This window comes from Streptomyces flavalbus (assembly GCF_042674625.1).
Lineage (GTDB): Bacteria > Actinomycetota > Actinomycetes > Streptomycetales > Streptomycetaceae > Streptomyces > Streptomyces flavalbus.
This window is the reverse complement of sequence record NZ_JBHTEB010000001.1, coordinates 6,756,314-6,775,362: the sequence shown is the minus strand read 5'-3', so window position 1 is coordinate 6,775,362 and position 19,049 is coordinate 6,756,314. Positions and strand designations below refer to the sequence as shown.

The window sequence follows — 19,049 nt, the reverse complement described above, 5'->3', positions numbered from 1 at the left end:
CCGGTCGACGCGGTCAGTCCACCGGGTAGCCCCACGCCTTCGCCAGCTCAAGCAGTCTGGGCGGCAGTTCCAGGGACGCGTCGGCACCGCGGGCGGCCTGGATGCGGCCCGACTTGATGGTGCTGCTCCAGTCGCCGAGCTTGGGTCGGAACCGGCCGTGGTCATGGCTGCCGTAGTCCAGCATCCCGCTCTCCCACGGCACGCCCAGGTACTCGCACAGGCCCCGGGTGACCCGCTCGGGGTCGGCGGTGAGGTCCTCGTAGGTGATGACGTGCGCGTGGTCGAGGTGCTGCCGGGCCTCCTCCAGCTTCTCGGCGTACTCGAGGACCTCGTCGCAGATCGCCGCGTGGTCGGGGTTGTCGCGGCGGTCGGTCAGGGAGGTGACCACGGCGCCGGGGTGGCGCAGCAGGATGAGGTAGCGGGCGTTGGGCCAGCAGCGCTCAAGGCGCCGGAAGATCAGGGTGTTCGCCGGGGTCTTGTCGACGATGACGTCCTTGCCGCTGTGGCGCAGCTCCAGGTCCAGGATGCGGTCCCACAGGACGTGTTCCAGCTCCTGCCGGTCCAGGCGGAGTTCCTTCATGGCGTCGGCGGTGAAGTCCCGGGAGAACCGCACGTGCACGGTGCGCAGGTGCATCTCGTGCGGGGCGCGGATGCGGCTGTGGCTGTTGAGCAGCACCCGCAGCAGGGTCGAGCCGGAGCGCACCGAGGACAGCACGAACACCGGCGAGTCCACCAGCCGGGGCGCGCGCGGCGCGGGCGTGGCGCCCGGGGCCTCCTGCCGCGGGTCGCGCTGCGCCGGTACGGCGTTCAGGGCGCGGCGCTCGGGGGCCACCCGGCGCGGCGGGCTCACCGCCTGCACCATCAGCCTGCCGCGGCGCCTGAGGCCCTTACCGATGGCGGACATACGCGGGTCTCGCACGGTGACACCTTTCTCTCTCCTTGTAGGGCCGCATCTCAGAGGCGACAGGCGAACCGCAGGTGTACGGGAGGCGAAGCGGCGTGGTCACGGAACCGGAGATACCGCGTCCGACCAGCGGTCTTACCGCTTCCTTAATTCTTGCTGAGGCGGGCCGTCTTCTTCGTGCTGAGGCGGGCCCTCCCCTCACCTGAGGTAGGCGAGGCCGGGGTGGACGGCGGTGTAGCCGTCGACGAGGCGCCGGGCGACGTGCACGGAGTCGACGAGCGGGTGCAGCGCGAACGCCTTCACGGCGGTGGCGCGGGAGCCGGAGGCCGCGGCGGCGAGGACCTCCCGCTCGACCGCCTTGACCGCGCACACCAGCCCGGTGGCGTGGTCCGGCAGCGGGTCCACGGCGACCGGGTGGGCACCGCTGGCGCCGACGAGGCAGGGCACCTCGATGACGGCGTCCCGGTCGAGGGCGGCGAGGGTGGAGCGGTTGCGGACGTTGAGGATGAGGGTGGCTCGCTCGTCGCGGGCGATGGCCCGCATCAACGCGAGGGCGACGTCCTCGTAGCCGCCGGAGAGGTCCTCGGCCTCGCGTTCGCCCGCCCCGGCCGTCTCCCGGTTCTCGGACATGTAGGTGGCCTCGCGTTCGGCGCGGGTGCGTTCCCAGGCTTCGCGGGCGGAGACAGCGGGGTCGGTGGCGGCGGCGTAGAAACCGGCCTGCTGGTCGCGGAGGAAGGCGCCGCGGGTGCGGTCGGCCTCGCGGTAGGCGCGCACGGTCTCCCGGTTGAAGTAGTAGTAGTGCAGGTACTCGTTGGGCACCGCGCCCAGCGCCTGGAGCCAGTCGGCGCCGAAGAGCCTGCCCTCCTCGAAGGAGCCGAGCAGCTCGCGGTCGGCGAGCAGCCGCGGCAGTTCGTCGCGGCCCCCGACGCGCAGGCCGCGCACCCAGCCGAGGTGGTTGAGGCCGACGTAGTCGATCCAGGCCGCGCCCGGGTCGCGCACCCCGAGCACCCGGGCGATACGGCGGCCGAGGCCGACCGGTGAGTCGCAGATGCCGATGACGCGGTCGCCGAGGTGCGCGGACATGGCCTCGGTGACGAGTCCGGCCGGGTTGGTGAAGTTGATGACCCAGGCGTCGGGGGCGAGGCGGGCCACCCGGCGCGCGATGTCCACGGCGACGGGGACCGTCCGCAGCCCGTACGCGATGCCGCCCGCGCCGACCGTCTCCTGCCCGAGGACGCCCTCCGCGAGCGCCACCCGCTCGTCGTCGGCGCGGCCTTCGAGGCCGCCGACGCGGATCGCGGAGAAGACGAAGTCGGCGCCGCGCAGCGCCTCGTCGAGGTCGGTGGTGACGGTCACGCGGGGCGCGTCGGTGACGCCCGCCGCCTGCTCCGCCAGCACCCGCGAGACCGCGCGCAGCCGACCGGCGTCGAGGTCCTGGAGGACGACGTCGGTCACCCGCCCCTCCGCCCGGTCCCGCAGCAGCGCCCCGTACACCAGCGGCACCCGGAACCCGCCGCCACCCAGAATCGTCAGCCTCACGCCGCTCCCACCTCTCCTCACTGCGGTCCCTGCGGTAACCCTCTCGCACTCCGGCGAACCTCCCGCCCACCGGTCGGGTCACGGCCCGTTCAGGATCTGAACTCGGGTGTCCGACAAGTCTTTTCCTCGCTGCACCTCTTGACGACCGCGGTGCCACAGAGCACATTTACGGGCGCACCGAGTCGTGAGAGCGCTCTCAAAACCCGGCTCGGTGCGCTTCACGCCTGTTCCGCCCTCGTTCACTCCCCGCGTTCACTCCCCACCCGCCGCGATCCGTACAGATCCGTACCGAGAGGCACCCCCCATGAGTGAAACCTCCGGCACATCCCACAGACGGCGGCGCCCCCTGCGACGGGCGCTCTTCGCCGTGCTCGGCACCCTCGGCCTGGCCGGGCTCGCCGCCACGGCCGCCGTCCCCTCCGCGACCGCCGCCGCGCCCCCGCCGCCGTCCGGCTGGACGCAGGTCTTCGTCGACGACTTCAACGGCGCCGCGGGCACCGGCGTCAACACCTCCAACTGGCGCTACGCGACCGGCACCGGGTACCCCGGCGGCCCCGCCAACTGGGGCACCGGCGAGATCGAGACCATGACGTCGAGCACCAACAACGTCGCCCTCGACGGCAACGGCAACCTGCGCATCACCCCGCGCCGGGACGCCTCCGGCAACTGGACCTCGGGCCGCATCGAGACCAACCGCACCGACTTCCAGCCCCCGTCCGGCGGCAAGCTGCGCATGGAGGCGCGCATCCAGATGCCGAACGTCACGGGCACCGCCGCCCGCGGCTACTGGCCCGCCTTCTGGGCGCTCGGCTCCCCCTACCGCGGCAACTACTGGAACTGGCCCTCGGTGGGCGAGCTGGACATCATGGAGAACGTCCAGGGCCTGAACACGGTGTGGGCCACCATGCACTGCGGCACCTCACCGGGCGGCCCCTGCAACGAGACCTCCGGCATCGGCGGCTCCCGCGCCTGCCCCGGCGCCACCTGTCAGGCGGGCTTCCACACCTACGGCATGGAGTGGGACCGCTCGACGAGCCCCGAAGAGGTCCGCTTCTACGTCGACGGCATCAACTACCACACCGTGCGCGCCAACCAGGTCGACGCCACCACCTGGGCCAACGCCACCAACCACGGCTACTTCATCATCCTGAACGTGGCGATGGGCGGCGGCTTCGTGGACGCCTTCGGCGGCGGCCCGGACGGCAACACCGTGCCGGGGTACTCCATGGTCGTCGACTACGTGCAGGTCCTGACGGCCGGTGGGGGCGGCACCACGCCGCCGCCGACCGGCAACCGCGACGCCTACAGCGCCATCCAGGCCGAGTCGCACGACGGGCAGTCCGGCACCATCACCGAGACGACGACCGACTCGGGCGGCGGGCAGAACATCGGCGCGATCGCCAACGGCGACTGGGCCCTCTACCGGGGCGTCAACTTCGGCTCCACCGGCGCCACCCAGTTCGTCGGGCGGGTCGCGAGCGGCGCGGCGTCCGGCGTGAGCGGTCTGGTGGAGGTGCGCCTGGACAGCCGTACCAGCGCGCCGGTCGGCAGCTTCGCGGTGGGCAACACGGGCGGCTGGCAGTCCTGGCGGACGGTCCCGGCGAACATCAGCCGGGTCACCGGCACCCATGACGTCTACCTGACCTTCACCAGCGGCCAGCCCGCGGACTTCGTGAACGTCAACTGGTTCAACTTCGGCCACTGAGCACACCAGCACACCCCGTCCCGGAAGGGCTCCACGCACACGCGTGGGGCCCCTCTTCGCGTGCGTCCGCACCACCCCGGCCTACTCTTGAAAAAGTCCGACTTTTAGAGTCGAACGCGTCTCACCAGGGACGATGCACGAATTCCTGAACTTTTGAAGAGGACTGGTAACAGATGAGCGCGCAGCCGTGGTTCTGACGTGGTACCGGTTCACAGGTGACGCAGACCGGACCGAACGCCGTCGCCGCCGCACGGGAATCCCCCGCGGTGACGCGTGGTTGATCCGAGCGCCAGAAAGAAGATGATCAGAATGACCGAAGCAACCGCCGCCGCGGAGCCCCTGAAGCGCCTCTCCGACGCGGGTGTCTCCGTCTGGCTGGACGACCTGTCCCGCGAGCGGATCACCTCCGGCGGCCTCGCCGCGCTCCTCACCACCCGGCACGTCGTCGGCGTCACCACCAACCCGTCCATCTTCCAGGCCGCCATAGGCTCCGGTGAGGGCTACGAGGACCAGCTCGCCGACCTCGCGGTGCGGGGCGTCACCGTGGACGAGGCCGTCCGCATGATGACGACCGCCGACGTCCGCGCCGCCGCCGACGTCCTGCGCCCGGTGTACGAGGCCACCGGCGGCCGGGACGGCCGGGTCTCCATCGAGGTCGACCCGCGCCTCGCCCACGACACCGGGGCGACCGTGGCCGAGGCCCGCCAGCTCGCCTGGCTGGTGGACCGCCCCAACGTGATGATCAAGATCCCGGCGACCCGGGCGGGCCTGCCCGCCATCACCGAGGTGATCGCCCAGGGCATCAGCGTGAACGTCACGCTGATCTTCTCCCTGGAGCGCTACCGCGAGGTCATGGCCGCCTACCTCGCCGGACTGGAGCGGGCCCAGGCCGCGGGGCTCGACCTGGCGGCCATCCACTCCGTCGCCTCCTTCTTCGTCTCCCGCGTGGACGCCGAGGTCGACAGGCGGCTGACCCTGCTGGGCACCGCCGAGGCCCTCGCCCTCAAGGGCCGCGCCGCCGTCGCCAACGCCCGGCTCGCCTACGAGGCGTACGAGGAGGTCTTCGCCGGTGACCGCTGGCTGGCGCTGTCCGGCGCCCGCGCCAACAAGCAGCGCCCGCTGTGGGCGTCGACCGGGGTGAAGGACCCCGCCTACCGGGACACCCGGTACGTGGAGGACCTGGTGGCCCCCGGCACGGTCAACACCATGCCGGAGGCCACCCTGGACGCCACCGCCGACCACGGCCGCGTCACCGGCGACACGGTCACCGGCGGCTACGCCCAGGCCCGCGCCGACCTGGCCGCCGTGGAACGCCTCGGCATCTCCTACGACGAGGTGACCGCCCTGCTGGAGGACGAGGGCGTGGCCAAGTTCGAGGCGGCCTGGCAGGACCTGCTGGACGCCGTCACGAAGTCGCTGAACAGCAAGGGAGTTGAGGAGCGGTGACCTCGAGGACGAGCACCAGGACGACCACGAAGGCGACCACCAGGACGCGCTCCAAGGCGACCACCGGAACCGCCCCCGACCCCGCCGCCTGGAGCAACCCGCTCCGCGACCCGCGCGACCGCCGTCTCCCCCGGATCGCGGGCCCCTCCGGGCTCGTCATCTTCGGCGTCACCGGCGACCTGTCCCGCAAGAAGCTGATGCCCGCGGTGTACGACCTCGCCAACCGCGGCCTGCTGCCGCCGGGCTTCTCCCTGGTCGGCTTCGCCCGCCGCGACTGGGAGGACCAGGACTTCGCGCAGGTCGTGCACGACGCCGTACGGGAGCACGCCCGCACCGAGTTCCGCGAGGAGGTGTGGCAGCAGCTCGCGGAGGGGATGCGGTTCATCCCCGGCGACTTCGACGACGACACCGCGTTCAAGCAGCTCAGGGCCGCCGTGGACGAGCTGGACGTCTCCCGGGGCACCAGCGGCAACTACGCCTTCTACCTCTCCGTACCGCCGAAGTTCTTCCCCAAGGTCGTCCAGCAACTGAAGAAGCACGGGCTGGCCGACGCGCCGGAGGGCTCCTGGCGGCGGGCCGTCATCGAGAAGCCGTTCGGGCACGACCTGGGGTCGGCCGAGGAACTCAACGCGATCGTGCACGACGTGTTCGACCCGGAGCAGGTCTTCCGGATCGACCACTACCTGGGCAAGGAGACCGTCCAGAACATCCTGGCGCTGCGCTTCGCCAACCAGATGTTCGAGCCGATCTGGAACAGGTCGTACGTCGACCACGTACAGATCACCATGGCGGAGGACATCGGCATCGGCGGCCGGGCGGGCTACTACGACGGCATCGGCTCGGCCCGTGACGTCATCCAGAACCACCTGCTCCAGCTCATGGCGCTCACCGCGATGGAGGAACCCGCCGCCTTCGACGCGGCCTCCCTGCTCACCGAGAAGCTGAAGGTGCTGAAGGCGGTGAAGCTGCCCGAGGACCTGGCCCGGCACACCGTGCGCGCCCAGTACGCGCCCGGCTGGCAGGGCGGCGCGCAGGTGCGCGGCTACCTGGAGGAGGACGGCATCGACCCGGCCTCCACCACCGACACCTACGCCGCGATCCGGCTGGAGGTCGACAACCGGCGCTGGGCGGGCGTCCCCTTCTACCTGCGCACCGGCAAGCGCCTCGGCCGCCGGGTCACCGAGATCGCGGTGGTCTTCCAGCGGGCGCCGCACTCCCCCTTCGACTCGACGGCCACCGAGGAACTCGGCGAGAACGCGGTCGTCATCCGCGTCCAGCCGGACGAGGGCATGACGGTCAGGTTCGGCTCCAAGGTGCCGGGCACCTCGATGGAGATCCGGGACGTCACGATGGACTTCGCGTACGGCGAGTCGTTCACGGAGTCCAGCCCGGAGGCGTACGAACGGCTCATCCTGGACGTCCTCCTGGGCGACGCCAACCTGTTCCCCCGTCACCAGGAAGTGGAAGAGTCCTGGAGGATCCTCGACCCGATCGAGGAGTACTGGGCCACGCACGGCGCACCCGCGCGGTACGCGTCGGGCAGTTGGGGTCCGCAGGAAGCCGACGAGATGCTCGCACGAGACGGACGGAGCTGGCGCAGGCCATGAAGATCGACCTGACCGACACCACGGCAAGCAAGATCAACAAGGCGCTGGTGCAGGGCCGCCGCGCCCTGGGCACCCCCGCCGTGGGCATGGTCCTGACGATGGTGATCGTCACGGACGAGGAGAACGCCTACGACTCCATCAAGGCCGCCGAGGAGGCGTCGCACGAGCACCCCTCGCGCACCCTGGTCGTCATCAAGCGGCACGCCCGCACCCCCCGCGAGCGCCACCGCTCCCGGCTGGACGCGGAGGTGCGGGTCGGCTCCGAGGCCGGGACCGGCGAGACGGTCGTCCTGCGCACCTACGGCGAGGTGTCCGACCACGCCGACTCGGTCGTCCTGCCGCTGCTGCTGCCGGACGCACCGGTGGTGGTGTGGTGGCCGGTGGACGCCCCCGACAACCCCTCCAAGGACCCTCTCGGCGCGCTGGCCCAGCGCCGGATCACCGACATGTACGCCGTCGAGCGCCCCCTGACGGCCCTGGAGACCCGGGTGAGGTCGTACGCGCCCGGCGACACCGACCTCGCCTGGACCCGGCTCACCCCGTGGCGCTCGATGCTCGCCGCCGCCCTCGACCAGGCCCGTCTGACCATCACCTCCGCGGCGGTGGAGAGCGAGGCCGACAACCCCAGCGCCGAGCTGCTCGCCCGCTGGCTCCAGGCCCGCCTCGGCGTCACCGTCGACCGGGTGGAGACCGCGGGCCCGGTGGTCACCGGCGTCCGCCTGGGCACCGAGCGCGGCGACATCGTCATCGACCGCCCCGAGGGCCCGCTCGCCACCCTCACCCTGCCGGACCAGCCCGCGCGCACCCTCGCGCTGAAGGTCCGCCCCACCTCCGAACTGATCGCCGAGGAGCTGCGGCGCCTCGACGCCGACGAGATGTACGCCGTCGCGCTGCGCGGCGAGGCCACCAAGGAGGCCCCCTCCCATGTCTGACACCCCCCTGCTGACGCGGCGCCCGCAGTGGACCGCCCTGGAGGACCACCGGGCGCAGGGCGTCCCGGGCCTGCGTGAGCTGTTCGCGGCGGACCCGGCGCGCGCCGAGCGGTACGTCGTCCGCGTCGGAGACCTGCGCGTCGACTACTCCAAGCACCTCGTCACCGACGAGACCCTCGCCCTGCTCCAGGAACTCGCCGAGGCCACCGACGTGTTCGGGCTGCGGGACGCCATGTTCCGCGGCGAGAAGATCAACACCACCGAGGGCCGGGCCGTCCTGCACACCGCGCTGCGCGCCCCGCGCGACGCGGTGATCGAGGTCGACGGTGAGAACGTCGTGCCCAAGGTGCACGCCGTCCTCGACAAGATGGCCGACTTCGCCGAGCGGGTCCGCTCCGGCGCGTGGACCGGGCACACCGGCCAGCGCATCCGCAACGTCGTCAACATCGGCATCGGCGGCTCCGACCTCGGCCCCGCGATGGCGTACGAGGCGCTGCGGGCGTACACGGCCCGCGAACTGACGTTCCGTTTCGTCTCCAACGTGGACGGCGCCGACCTGCACGAGGCGGTCCGTGACCTGGACCCGGCGGAGACCCTGTTCATCGTCGCCTCCAAGACGTTCACCACCATCGAGACGATCACCAACGCCACCTCCGCCCGGAGCTGGCTGCTGGCCGGGCTCGGCGGCGAGGAGAAGGCGGTCGCGAAGCACTTCGTCGCCCTGTCGACGAACGCCGAGAAGGTCACGGACTTCGGCATCGACCCGGACAACATGTTCGAGTTCTGGGACTGGGTGGGCGGCCGGTACTCCTACGACTCCGCGATCGGCCTCTCCCTGATGATCGCGATCGGTCCCGACCGGTTCCGGGAGATGCTCGACGGCTTCCACCGCGTCGACGAGCACTTCCGCACCGCCCCCGCAGAGGCCAACGCGCCCCTGCTGCTCGGCCTGCTGGGCGTCTGGTACGGCAACTTCCTGGACGCGCAGTCGCACGCCGTGCTGCCGTACAGCCACTACCTCTCCAAGTTCACCGCCTACCTCCAGCAGCTCGACATGGAGTCCAACGGCAAGTCCGTGGACCGCGAGGGGCGCGGCGTGGAGTGGCAGACGGGCCCGGTGGTGTGGGGCACGCCCGGCACCAACGGGCAGCACGCCTACTACCAGCTCATCCACCAGGGCACGAAGCTGATCCCGGCCGACCTGATCGGCTTCGCCCGGCCCGTCGCCGAGCTGAGCGACGACCTGAAGGCGCAGCACGACCTGCTGATGGCCAACCTGTTCGCGCAGGGCCAGGCGCTCGCCTTCGGCAAGACCGCGGACGAGGTGCGCGCGGAGGGCGTGCCCGAGGAGCAGGTCCCGCACCGCACGTTCCGCGGCAACCACCCCACGACCACCATCCTCGCCGCCGAGCTGACCCCGTCGGTGCTCGGCCAGCTCATCGCGCTCTACGAGCACAAGGTGTTCGTGCAGGGCGCGGTGTGGAACATCGACTCCTTCGACCAGTGGGGCGTGGAGCTGGGCAAGGTCCTCGCCAAGCGCGTCGAGCCCGCGCTCACCGAGGGCGCCGACGTGCCCGGCCTGGACGCCTCCACCGCCGCCCTCGTCGCCGCCTACCGTGACCTCAAGGAAGTGAAGTGATCATGCAGCTCGGTCTCATCGGTCTCGGCAAGATGGGCGGCAACATGCGCGAGCGCATCCGCCGCGCGGGCCACACCGTCATCGGCTACGACCGCAACCCCGACCTCTCCGACGCCGCCTCCCTCGCCGACCTGGTCGAGCGGCTGGACGCGCCGCGCACGGTCTGGGTGATGGTCCCGGCGGGCGCCGCCACCCAGTCCGTCGTCGACGAGCTGTCCGGTCTGCTCCAGGCCGGTGACACCGTCGTCGACGGCGGCAACTCCCGCTGGACCGACGACGAGAAGCACGCCGCCGAGCTGGGCGCCAAGGGCATCGGCTTCGTCGACGCCGGGGTCTCCGGCGGGGTGTGGGGGCTGGAGAACGGCTACGCCCTGATGGTCGGCGGCGACAAGGAGCACGTGGACCGGCTGAAGCCGATCTTCGACGCCCTGAAGCCCGAGGGCCCCTACGGCTACGTCCACGCGGGCAAGGTCGGCGCCGGGCACTTCTCCAAGATGGTCCACAACGGCATCGAGTACGCCATGATGCAGGCGTACGCCGAGGGCTGGGAGCTGCTGGAGGCGGTGGACTCGGTGACCGACGTGCGCGAGGTGTTCCGCTCCTGGCAGGAGGGCACGGTCATCCGCTCCTGGCTGCTCGACCTGGCCGTCAACGCCCTCGACGAGGACGAGCACCTGGACAAGCTGCGCGGCTACGCCCAGGACTCCGGCGAGGGCCGCTGGACGGTGGAGGCGGCGATCGACAACGCCGTGCCGCTCCCGGCGATCACGGCGTCCCTCTTCGCCCGGTTCGCCTCGCGGCAGGAGGACTCCCCGCAGATGAAGATGGTCGCGGCGCTGCGCAACCAGTTCGGCGGCCACGCGGTGGAGTCGGCCAAGTAGTCCCGGGTCCCGCCGGGGACCCTGTGACACCCCTGTAACAGGATTTGTGACGTCCGCCACGGACCCGACGAGCGCGGCCCTGGTGGGGTGACCGGATGCGTACCGCCTCCCTCATCCCACCGGCCGCGCTCGTCGGCGTCCTCCTCCTCACCGCCTGCGGCACGGAGGGCGCCGACGACGCCACCGGCTCCCGGCCGACCTCGGTGTGCGCGACGGCCGAGGCGGGCGACGCGGCGGGCATGGAGCTGGACGGCGTACGGATCAACGCGCTGGGCGGCGCCGGGTACTCGGGGTGCGCCGAGTTCCAGGTCACCAACGACGAGCCCGAGGCGTTCACCTACACCGTCACCTTCGACTTCCTCTCGGAGACCGGCGGTGGGGTGATGAGGAACCGGGCGGAGACGGTGGCGTCGGTGCCGCCGGGCGGCACGGTCAAGCGCATCCTCAAGGCGTCCCAGCCGCTCGTCACCGCGCAGGGCCAGCCGCTGGTACGGATCTCCAAGGTGCGGAGCGTCCCCGCCGACGAGGCCCCCGCGCCGGGCGGCCCGTGCCCCGAGTCCGGCATCCGCCTGACGGCTGACCAGGGCGACGCGGCGATGGGCCTGCGGGTCGTCGGCCTGCACCTGGAGAACTGCGGCACCCGCCCCTACCACCTCGACGGCTACCCGCGGGTCGACGTGGTCGACGAGGCGCACGAGGTCGTGACCGACGTGAAGGTGGTGGAAGGCGGCGGGTCCACCGCCCTGGGCACCGGCGCCGACGCCCCGGCGAGGCCGCTGGACCTGGCGCCGGGCGAGCGGGCCCGGTCCACCCTGGTCTGGCGCAACACCACCGAGTTCGGCACGCCCGTGAACGCCCCCTACGCCAGGGTGGTCGCCAAGCCCGGCGCCGCCCCGGTGATGGTGACCCCCGAACTGGACCTGGGTACGACGGGGAAGCTGGGCGTCGGCGCCTGGCAGCGGGAGGAGACGCGCTGACGGCCGAGGCCCGTTCGGTCAAGGACTCGATCAAGGACTCGAAAAGGGCCCGGTCGCGCGTGGTCTGCGCGACGATGGGGACCTGAGGTGGAGCAGAGGCGCACGGGAGGCAGTTGATGACGGCACTGCGGCAGGAGGTCGACCCGGGTGAGGCCGGTCTGGACGCGAAGGCGCTGCACCGCCTCGACCAGCACTTCGCCCAGTACGTGGACGAGGGGCGGCTGCCGGGCTTCCTCGTCGCCGTCGCCCGCGGCGGACGCGTCGCGCACCTCACGACGCACGGCCACCGCGACCTCGCCGCCGGGCTCCCCGTCGAGCCCGACACCCTCTGGCGGATCTACTCCATGACCAAGCCGGTGACCTCGGTCGCCGCGCTGCTGCTGGTGGAGGAGGGCAGGCTGGGTCTGGACGACCCGGTGGCCCACCACCTGCCCGCGTTCGCCGACGCGCGCGTGTACGAGGGCGGTTCCGGGGACGACGTACGGACCCGGCCCGCCGACGGCCCCATCCTGGTCCGGCACCTGATGACCCACACCGCGGGCCTGACCTTCGCGTTCTACCACTCCCACCCCGTGGACGCCCTCTACCGCGAGGCGGGCCTGGAGTCGTCCGTGCCGCCCGGCGCCGACCTGGCCGAGGCGGTCGAGGTGTACGCCGGGCTGCCACTGCAGTTCGAGCCGGGCACCCAGTGGAACTACTCCGTCGCCAGCAACGTCCTGGGCCGGGTCGTGGAGGTGGTGTCCGGGCAGCCGCTGGACACCTTCTTCGCCGAGCGGATCTTCCGCCCGCTGGGGATGCCCGACGCCGGTTTCGAGGTCGACGCCGAGCAGTCGGGACGGCTGGCCGAACTGTACGGGCAGCGGGAGGACGGCAGCCTCAAGCCCATCGCCGGGCTGCCGCTGCACGGGCGGCCGAGGTTCCTCTCCGGCAGCGGCGGCATGGTGGCGGGCGCCTACGACGTGCACCGCTTCATGGAGTTGCTGCGCCGCCGCGGCGAACTCGACGGCGTACGGCTGCTCGACCCGCGCACGGTGGACCTGATGACCGCCAACCACCTCCCCGGCGGCGCCGACCTGCGCGCCTTCGGCAGCCGCCCCGCCCATGACGAACCCGGCAACGAGGGCGTCGGGTTCGGCCTCGGCGTCTCCGTGGTGATCGACCCCGACCGCACCAAGGCGCCCGCCGGGCTCGGCACCTACGGCTGGACCGGGGTGGCGACCACGGCGTTCTGGGTCGACCCCGGCCGAGATCTGACCGTGCAGTTCATGACCCAACTGCGGCCGAGGATCTCGCACACGGTCTTCACGGACCTGAAGCGGTTCGTCCACGAGGCGGTCGTCACGGACTGACCCCGGCCGCGTGCGGCAACACCGCGTCCAGGTGCGGGAGATGGTGGTCGAGCCGCTCCCGCTTGGTGCGCAGGTAGGTGATGTTGCTCTCGCACGGCGGTATCAGCAGCGGCACCTGCTCGGCGACCTCGATGCCGTGCCGTACCAACGCCTCACGCTTGCGCGGGTTGTTGGACATCAGCCGGACCGAGTTCACGCCCAGGTCGTGCAGGATGTCGGCGGCGACCCGGTAGTCCCGGGCGTCCACCGGCAGCCCGAGCGCGAGGTTCGCCTCGACCGTGTCCAGGCCCTCCGCCTGGAGCGCCATCGCGCGCAGCTTGGCGAGCAGGCCGATGCCGCGGCCCTCGTGCCCGCGCAGGTAGACGACGACGCCGCGGCCCTCGGCGACGACGGCGCGCAGCGCGGCGGCCAGTTGGTCACCGCACTCACAGTGCTGCGAGCCGAACGCGTCGCCGGTCAGGCACTCGGAGTGCAGCCGGGTGAGGACGTTCTCGGCGCCGATGTCCCCGTGCACCAGGGCGACCTGTTCGTCACCGCGGTCGTGGTCGAGATAGCCGACCGCGCGGAATTCACCGTGGACGGTGGGCAGCGGGGCGTTGACGACGCGTTCCACGCCGAGCTTTTCTGTCATGATTCTCGCGTTCCTCATCCAGTGTTCCTCATCCAGTGTTGAAAGGCCGGGAAAAGATGCGTGAATTCCGAGGTCCGCTGCCGACGGACACCACCCGGGACGTCCGGGCGCGGGGCGCGTCCGTGGCCCGGCAGGTCGCCGTCCTCCCCGTGGGGAGCTTCGAACAGCACGGCCCGTACCTGCCGTTGACCACCGACACGCTGGTCGCCTGCGCCATCGCCGGGGAGATCGCCGCCGCGTACCCGGTGCACCTCCTGCCGCCGGTGACGATCTCCTGCTCGCACGAGCACGCGGCCTGGCCGGGAACCGTCAGCATCTCCTCCGTGACCCTCCACGCGGTGATCGGGGACATAGCGGCGTCGCTCCGCCGCTCGGGCGTCGACGCCCTGGTGCTGGTCAACGGGCACGGCGGGAACTACGTCCTGGGCAACGTCGTTCAGGAGTCCTCCGCGCGCGGTGAGCGGATGGCGCTGTTCCCGGCCGCGGAGGACTGGGAGGCGGCGCGGGAGCGGGCCGGGGTGTCGACCTCGCTGCTCACCGACATGCACGCGGGGGAAATCGAGACCTCCGTCCTTCTGCACACTCATCCGGAACTGGTCCGCCCCGGCTACGAGAACGCCGATTTCGTCGCCGACGACCGACGCCAGCTCCTCACCGTCGGAATGTCCGCCTATACCGATTCGGGGGTCATCGGCCGCCCTTCCCTCGGAACCCCGGAAAAGGGGAAGGAATTGCTGGCGAGCCTGACGGATTCCTTCGGGACGTGTTTCGCGACGCTGACAGCGGGATAGCTCCGGGGAGTCGTGCCGCTCGGGCGGCACATCAACACCCCCGGCACGCTCGCCGCGAACGTCAGCACCCCGTACACCACAGCCACCGACAGCCCGCTCCCGGCCCCCAGCCCCGCCGCCCCGAACGCCCAGGCGGTGGCCCCTTCCCGCGGCCCCCACCCCCCGACGTTCAGCGGCACGCTCATGGCGAGCAGCGCCAGCACCGCCAGGGGCAGCAGCGTCACCACGGACGCCCGCACCCCCGCGACCCGCGCGGCCAGCACGAACGTGGCGACGTGCCCGGCGAGGACGACGACCGACGAGCCCACCACCCCGGGCCCGTTCCGCCGGGACAGCAACGCCTCCCGCGCCTCCCCGAGGAAGGCCCAGGAACGGTTCGCCCGCAACGCGAACCCCACCGCCACCGCACCCACCACCGCGACCGCGACCGGCGGCACGGCGTGCCGGGCGGCCGACAGCACGGGCGACGGCAGGGTCAGCAGTACGGCGACCCCCACCACCCCCAGCACCAGTTGCCCGGCCGCCCGCTCCAGCACCACCGACCGCACCCCCCGCCCGAGGTCCCCGGCACCGCGCCCGTGCCGCACGGCCCGGTGCACGTCACCGACGACACCGCCGGGCAGCGCGGCGTTCAGGAACAGCGCGCGGTAGTAGTCCGCGACCGCCCGACCGAGCGGCATCCGGATGCGCAGCCCGCGTGCCACCAACTGCCAGCGCCAGGCGCTGGACACGGTGGTGACGAACCCGATCCCCACCGCCGCCAGCAGCGCCCCCGCGTCGATCCGGCGCAGCCCGTCCAGCAGCGCGCCGGTGCCGAGCCGCCACATCAGCGCGGCGAGGATGGCGACCCCGGCGAGCGTGCCGAGGCGGGTGCGCAGGGCGGCGCGGCGCGGGGTGGGCACCGGGGCGGTCCCGGCGCTCATGACGTCCCGCCCGTCGGACGGGCCAGCGCCAGCAGGTCGCTGTGGTGGACGGTGACCCGCAACTCCCCCGCGCCGCAGGCGGCCAGCCGGGCCGCGAGGTACTTATCGGCGCGGGGAGCGAGGTCGGGCCGCTGTTCCACCGCCGCCCCGACCCACCCGCGCAGCCACCGCGCGGTGAGTTCGGCGTCGTCGGGCCCGAGCCGCCACGGGCTCGGCTGCACCCGCACCGTGGCGCCGTGCGCGGCGAAGACCTCGCAGGCGACGGTGGCGGCGTCCGGGCCGAGGAGGCCGGTGCGCCGCTGGTGGGCGTTGAACGCCTCGGTGATCTCCGCGTCCAGCGGGTCGGCGGGGCTGAGGTCGACGCGTCCGGCGACCGTCAGCGTCAGCAGCGCCGGGCACCCGGCTCCGGCGCAGGCGGCGGCGAGGGTGTCGACCTCGGCGCGGGTGAGGACGTCGAGCAGCGCGGAGGCGGTCACGAGGGAGGCGCCGGTCAGCGCGTCGGGGGTCAGCCGGGCGATGTCGCCGCGCCGCGTCTCGACGGTGACCCGGCTGCCGTCGGCGGCGGAGCGGGCGGAGGAGACGGCGGCGAAGTGCAGGAGGTAGGGGTCGCGGTCGTGCAGGACCCAGTGCTGGGGTCCGTCGAGGCGGGGGGCCAGCCAGCGTCCCATCGACCCGGTGCCGCAGCCCAGGTCGTGGATGACGAGGCCGCCCGAGCGGCCCGGCAGGTTCGCCAGCCGGATGCGCAGCGGATCGAGCAGTTCCGGCGCCCGCGCGGCGGCGTCCGCGCCCTCCCGCAGCTCCAGCCACTCGGGCGCGTACCGCGTCGCACCCGAGGCACCCGAGGCGCCAGCGGCGTCAGAGGCGTCAGAGGCGTCAGAGGCGTCAGCAGCCTCCGCTCCGGTGTCCCGCTGCCGCAGGGTGGGCCGCTCACCGGGCGGCGCCCCGTCCGCCTCCCGTGGCCCCGGCTGGGCGGGGACGCGGGCGGTGCCCTGTCGTGTGGCCGTCGGCTTCGTCATGCCGCCCTCCGGGGTTCGGTCGGGAGCCGGGTCAGTACCCCGGCGAGGTTCTTGGCGGTCGTCGCCCAGCCGTCCAGGGCGGCGCGGCGGCCCCGGGCGGCGGCCTTGAGTCGGCGGCGGACGTCCGCCTCCCCGAACCAGCCGCGTAGTTCGGCGGCGAGGGCGGCGGGGTCCTCCGGCGGTACGAGGATGCCGGGCACGCCGCCGTCGGGGGCTCGGCCGACCGCCTCGGGGAGGCCGCCGACGTCCGTGGCCAGCACCGGGATGCCACGGGCGAGCGCCTCGGTGACCGCCATGCCGTAGGTCTCGGCGGAGGAGGCGAGGACCAGCAGGTCGGCGGCGGCGTAGCAGGCGTCGAGGGCGGCACCGGCGCGGGGTCCGGTGAGCCGGACGCGGTCCTGGAGGCCGTACTCCTCGATGCGGGCGCGCAGTTGGGTGACGTACCCGGGGTCCTGGGTGAGGCCGCCGACGAGGGTGCAGTGCCAGGGCAGGTCGGTGACCGTGGCGAGGGCCTCGACCAGGCGGTGCTGGCCCTTGCGCGGGGTGACCGAGGCGACGCAGAGCAGCCCGGAGACTCCGTCGGTGCCGGGCGCGAGGGGCGCGATGTCGGCGCCGGGGGCGGCGACGTGGACGCGGTCGGGGGCGAGGCCGTGGTGGGCGACGAGGCGGCGGGCCGCCCAGTCGCTGGTGGCGATCACGGCGGACGCGGCGCGCAGCACGGCGCGTTCGCGGGCGTCGAGTTCGGCGGCGAGGGCGGGCGCGAGGCCGGTCTCGGCACCGAGGGGCAGGTGGACGAGGACGGCGAGCCGCAGCCGCCCCGCCTCCGGTACGACGGTCTCGGGGACGCCGCAGGCGACCAGCCCGTCCAGCAGGACGACGGTCCCGTCCGGCAACTCCCGCAGGGTGCGGGCGAGTTCCTCACGCGCAGACGCACCGGGGCTCGGCCAGGCGCCGTCGACCAGGTGTCCGCGCGCCTGCCAGCCGAAGCCGGGGAGGTCGAGGCAGACCCGGCGGTCGTAGGCGTTGCCGCCGCTCGGGGCGGCCGGGTCGTCGACGCCGCCCGGCATCACGAAGTGCACGGTGCGCAGGGACATGGGGATGATGTCACCGTTCCGCGGGGTCGCCTGCGTGGGCAGATAGGCGAGCGGGGCGCCCTCCAGGCTCAGGTCGGTCACAGGGCACGCTCGTAACTCGCCCAGGCGATGTGCGACTCGTGCAGGGTGACGGAGAGCGCCTTGATCCCCTTGGCGCCCTCGCCGAGGGCGCCCTTGTGGACGCGCTCCGCGAGCCGGTCCGCGATGACCTTCGCCAGGTACTCCGTGGAGGTGTTGATCCCGGCGAAGTCGGGCTCGTTGTCGAGGTTGCGGTAGTTCAACTCGCTGACCACGGCGCCGAGTTCGCGGGTGGCCAGGCCGATGTCGACAACGATGTTGTCGTCGTCGAGCTGCTCGCGCCGGAAGGTGGCGTCCACCAGGAACGTCGCGCCGTGCAGACGCTGCGCGGGTCCGAACACCTCGCCGCGGAAGCTGTGGGCGATCATGATGTGATCGCGGACGGTGACACTGAACAACGAAGACCCTCCAGGTGCGGGCGCGTGGACGCCGAGTAGTACGGCCGGAGTCCTTCCCTTGTTCAGCGGGTCGTACGTCTCAGGGCCGGTCGTCGCCGTACCGCACGCGGTGGCACAGTGCCGGGACGGCGCCCGAGGCGAGCCCCGGCATCACCTCGGGCAGCTCCTCGAAGGCGCACTCGCCGGTGATGAGCGCGTCCAGCGCCGGGTCCGCGAGCAGGTCGAGGGCGAGGGCGAGGCGGTCGGCGTAGGTGCGGTTCGGGCGGGCCGGGGAGACGGTGCCGACCTGGCTGCCGCGGATGCTGAGGCGGCGGGAGTGGAACGCCTCACCGAGCGGGAGGCTGACCTTCCGGTCGCCGTACCAGCTCAGTTCGATCACCGTGCCCTCGGGGGCGAGGAGTTCCAGACAGCGGGCGAGGCCCCGCTCCGTGGCGCTGGCGTGCACGACGAGGTCGCGGTCGCCGCGCGCGTCGGCGGGGAGCGCGAAGTCGACGCCGAGCGCCTCGGCGGTCGCGGCCCGCGCGGGGTCGGCGTCGACCAACTGCACGCGCACGCCGGGGAAGCGGGCCAGCAGGGCGGCCACCGAGCAGCCGACCATGCCGCCGCCGACGACCGCGATCCGGTCGCCGACCAGGGGCGCGGCGTCCCACAGCGCGTTGACGGCGGTCTCCACGGTCCCGGCGAGGACGGCGCGTTCGGCGGGCACGGCGTCCGGTACGGGGGTGACGGCGGCGGCGGGGACGACGTACCGCGTCTGGTGCGGGTAGAGGCAGAAGACGGTACGGCCGAGCAGGTCCGCCGGTCCGGCCTCGACCTCGCCGACGCTGAGGTAGCCGTACTTCACCGGGGCGGGGAACCCGCCCTCCTGGAACGGCGCGCGCATCGCGGTCCACTGGCTGCGCGGCACGCCGCCGCGGAAGACGAGCGTCTCGGTGCCGCGGCTGACGCCGGAGTAGCGGGCGCGCACCAGGACCTCGCCGTCGGCGGGCTCGGGGAGGTCGACGTCCCGGATGACGGCCCGCCCCGGTGAGTCGAGCCAGAACGCGCGTGCGGTGCGCCGAGTCATCGGCATCCTCCTGAACGATCGGGAACTTGTCCACGTACCGAGGTGTGCACAGGCCGCGCACAGTACGCGGCGT

Annotated in this window: 16 protein-coding genes and 1 pseudogene; 9 read left to right on the top strand and 8 right to left on the bottom strand. The window is 72.7% G+C overall.

The features are described from left to right. Window positions 1–13 precede the first annotated feature (13 nt). Complete coding sequence (locus tag ACFQZ6_RS30250) at window positions 14–919, bottom strand: sulfotransferase family protein (protein ID WP_381615370.1); 906 nt, start codon at window positions 917–919, stop codon at window positions 14–16. Window positions 920–1,102: 183 nt separating this feature from the next. Next, complete coding sequence (locus tag ACFQZ6_RS30245) at window positions 1,103–2,443, bottom strand: 6-phospho-beta-glucosidase (protein ID WP_381615368.1); 1,341 nt, start codon at window positions 2,441–2,443, stop codon at window positions 1,103–1,105. 304 nt (window positions 2,444–2,747) lie between these two features. Here ACFQZ6_RS30245 and ACFQZ6_RS30240 point away from each other — a divergent pair, with 304 nt between their 5' ends. From ACFQZ6_RS30240 to ACFQZ6_RS30205, 8 genes are all read left to right on the top strand, one after another. Then, window positions 2,748–4,148: a glycoside hydrolase family 16 protein gene (locus tag ACFQZ6_RS30240; RefSeq protein ID WP_381615365.1), complete on the top strand. Its 1,401-nt coding sequence runs from the start codon at window positions 2,748–2,750 to the stop codon at window positions 4,146–4,148. Between the two features lie 300 nt (window positions 4,149–4,448). Continuing rightward, window positions 4,449–5,594, top strand: a complete 1,146-nt coding sequence (gene tal / locus ACFQZ6_RS30235) for a transaldolase (protein ID WP_381615362.1) — start codon at window positions 4,449–4,451, stop codon at window positions 5,592–5,594. Between the two features lie 134 nt (window positions 5,595–5,728). Next, window positions 5,729–7,201 (top strand): glucose-6-phosphate dehydrogenase, encoded by a 1,473-nt coding sequence (zwf, locus tag ACFQZ6_RS30230; RefSeq protein WP_381618760.1) that lies wholly within the window; start codon window positions 5,729–5,731, stop codon window positions 7,199–7,201. Further along, the gene (gene opcA / locus ACFQZ6_RS30225) at window positions 7,198–8,133 is read left to right on the top strand and encodes a glucose-6-phosphate dehydrogenase assembly protein OpcA (protein WP_381615359.1); all 936 of its coding nucleotides are present in this window, start codon (window positions 7,198–7,200) and stop codon (window positions 8,131–8,133) included. The genes zwf and opcA overlap by 4 nt, the downstream gene beginning before the upstream one ends. Beyond that, window positions 8,126–9,772: a glucose-6-phosphate isomerase gene (gene pgi, locus ACFQZ6_RS30220; protein WP_381615357.1), complete on the top strand. Its 1,647-nt coding sequence runs from the start codon at window positions 8,126–8,128 to the stop codon at window positions 9,770–9,772. The genes opcA and pgi overlap by 8 nt, the downstream gene beginning before the upstream one ends. Before the next feature lie 2 nt (window positions 9,773–9,774). Next, a complete protein-coding gene (gene gnd / locus ACFQZ6_RS30215) occupies window positions 9,775–10,653 on the top strand; it encodes a phosphogluconate dehydrogenase (NAD(+)-dependent, decarboxylating) (RefSeq protein ID WP_381615354.1) in 879 nt (292 codons plus the stop codon). A gap of 95 nt (window positions 10,654–10,748) precedes the next feature. Continuing rightward, window positions 10,749–11,630, top strand: a complete 882-nt coding sequence (locus ACFQZ6_RS30210) for a DUF4232 domain-containing protein (RefSeq protein WP_381615351.1) — start codon at window positions 10,749–10,751, stop codon at window positions 11,628–11,630. Window positions 11,631–11,746: 116 nt separating this feature from the next. Next, window positions 11,747–12,979 (top strand): serine hydrolase domain-containing protein, encoded by a 1,233-nt coding sequence (locus ACFQZ6_RS30205; protein WP_381615348.1) that lies wholly within the window; start codon window positions 11,747–11,749, stop codon window positions 12,977–12,979. Here the strand turns inward: ACFQZ6_RS30205 and ribA are convergent. Then, the gene (gene ribA, locus ACFQZ6_RS30200; protein ID WP_381615345.1) at window positions 12,969–13,610 is read right to left on the bottom strand and encodes a GTP cyclohydrolase II; all 642 of its coding nucleotides are present in this window, start codon (window positions 13,608–13,610) and stop codon (window positions 12,969–12,971) included. The two genes, ACFQZ6_RS30205 and ribA, sit on opposite strands and share 11 nt — an antisense overlap. 56 nt (window positions 13,611–13,666) lie before the next feature. Here ribA and ACFQZ6_RS30195 point away from each other — a divergent pair, with 56 nt between their 5' ends. Continuing rightward, window positions 13,667–14,401, top strand: coding sequence for a creatininase family protein (locus ACFQZ6_RS30195; protein WP_381615342.1), 735 nt, complete (start codon window positions 13,667–13,669; stop codon window positions 14,399–14,401). A 110-nt stretch (window positions 14,402–14,511) separates the two neighbouring features. Here ACFQZ6_RS30195 and ACFQZ6_RS30190 read toward each other — a convergent pair. From ACFQZ6_RS30190 to ACFQZ6_RS30170, 5 genes and pseudogenes are all read right to left on the bottom strand, one after another. Continuing rightward, window positions 14,512–15,228: pseudogene (locus ACFQZ6_RS30190) on the bottom strand (lysylphosphatidylglycerol synthase transmembrane domain-containing protein); the annotation flags it as partial. Window positions 15,229–15,320: 92 nt separating this feature from the next. Continuing rightward, window positions 15,321–16,340, bottom strand: coding sequence for a trans-aconitate methyltransferase (locus tag ACFQZ6_RS30185; protein ID WP_381615339.1), 1,020 nt, complete (start codon window positions 16,338–16,340; stop codon window positions 15,321–15,323). After that, complete coding sequence (locus ACFQZ6_RS30180; protein WP_381615337.1) at window positions 16,337–17,515, bottom strand: glycosyltransferase family 4 protein; 1,179 nt, start codon at window positions 17,513–17,515, stop codon at window positions 16,337–16,339. Before ACFQZ6_RS30180 ends, ACFQZ6_RS30185 begins: the two co-directional genes overlap by 4 nt. Continuing rightward, window positions 17,512–17,910 carry a 6-pyruvoyl trahydropterin synthase family protein gene (locus ACFQZ6_RS30175; RefSeq protein ID WP_381615334.1) on the bottom strand — a complete coding sequence of 133 codons (399 nt, stop codon included), beginning with the start codon at window positions 17,908–17,910 and terminating at the stop codon, window positions 17,512–17,514. Before ACFQZ6_RS30175 ends, ACFQZ6_RS30180 begins: the two co-directional genes overlap by 4 nt. Window positions 17,911–17,989: 79 nt before the next feature. Then, entirely contained in the window at window positions 17,990–18,976 is a 987-nt protein-coding gene (locus ACFQZ6_RS30170) for a zinc-dependent alcohol dehydrogenase (RefSeq protein WP_381615332.1), read from the bottom strand. Window positions 18,977–19,049: the final 73 nt, after the last annotated feature.

What these genes read in the sequence shown, in the direction of transcription:
- ACFQZ6_RS30210 (WP_381615351.1), top strand. Translation starts at nt 10,749, where the DNA reads ATGCGTACCGCCTCCCTCATCCCACCGGCCGCGCTCGTCGGCGTCCTC.
- ACFQZ6_RS30195 (WP_381615342.1), top strand. Translation starts at nt 13,667, where the DNA reads ATGCGTGAATTCCGAGGTCCGCTGCCGACGGACACCACCCGGGACGTC.
- ACFQZ6_RS30185 (WP_381615339.1), bottom strand. Translation starts at nt 16,340, where the DNA reads ATGACGAAGCCGACGGCCACACGACAGGGCACCGCCCGCGTCCCCGCC.
- ACFQZ6_RS30205 (WP_381615348.1), top strand. Translation starts at nt 11,747, where the DNA reads ATGACGGCACTGCGGCAGGAGGTCGACCCGGGTGAGGCCGGTCTGGAC.
- tal (WP_381615362.1), top strand. Translation starts at nt 4,449, where the DNA reads ATGATCAGAATGACCGAAGCAACCGCCGCCGCGGAGCCCCTGAAGCGC.
- ACFQZ6_RS30170 (WP_381615332.1), bottom strand. Translation starts at nt 18,976, where the DNA reads ATGACTCGGCGCACCGCACGCGCGTTCTGGCTCGACTCACCGGGGCGG.
- ribA (WP_381615345.1), bottom strand. Translation starts at nt 13,610, where the DNA reads ATGACAGAAAAGCTCGGCGTGGAACGCGTCGTCAACGCCCCGCTGCCC.
- opcA (WP_381615359.1), top strand. Translation starts at nt 7,198, where the DNA reads ATGAAGATCGACCTGACCGACACCACGGCAAGCAAGATCAACAAGGCG.
- gnd (WP_381615354.1), top strand. Translation starts at nt 9,775, where the DNA reads ATGCAGCTCGGTCTCATCGGTCTCGGCAAGATGGGCGGCAACATGCGC.
- ACFQZ6_RS30240 (WP_381615365.1), top strand. Translation starts at nt 2,748, where the DNA reads ATGAGTGAAACCTCCGGCACATCCCACAGACGGCGGCGCCCCCTGCGA.
- pgi (WP_381615357.1), top strand. Translation starts at nt 8,126, where the DNA reads ATGTCTGACACCCCCCTGCTGACGCGGCGCCCGCAGTGGACCGCCCTG.